This window comes from Thermus sp. FJN-A (assembly GCF_054655095.1).
Genome location: NZ_BAAHSC010000144.1, coordinates 1 through 238, shown reverse-complemented (window position 1 = coordinate 238; position 238 = coordinate 1). Strand labels below are relative to the sequence as shown.

The 238-nt window shown below is 72.7% G+C and carries 1 protein-coding gene; it reads left to right on the top strand.

All coding sequences use genetic code 11. The annotated features are described in order from the left end of the window. Positions 1–20 precede the first annotated feature (20 nt). The coding region (locus tag ACYQ0J_RS00740; protein WP_460170289.1) for a metal-dependent hydrolase at positions 21–238 on the top strand (218 nt) is incomplete at its 3' end.

Below are 238 nucleotides of genomic sequence, written 5' to 3'. Positions count from 1 at the left end.
GGTATTTGCAAGGGGGGGCCATGACCGCCGCGACCCACCTGGCCGGGGCCGCCCTCACCGCTTCCCTCCTGCGGGGCTTCGGGGTGGAGGTGGGCCTCCTGGAGGGCCTGGCCCTGGCCTGGGGGGCGGTGATGCCGGATGTGGACACCACCACCTCCGGCCCCGGCAAGTTCCTGAGGCCCCTCTCCACCTTCCTGGAAAGGCGCTTCGGCCACCGCACCCTCACCCACTCCCTGCC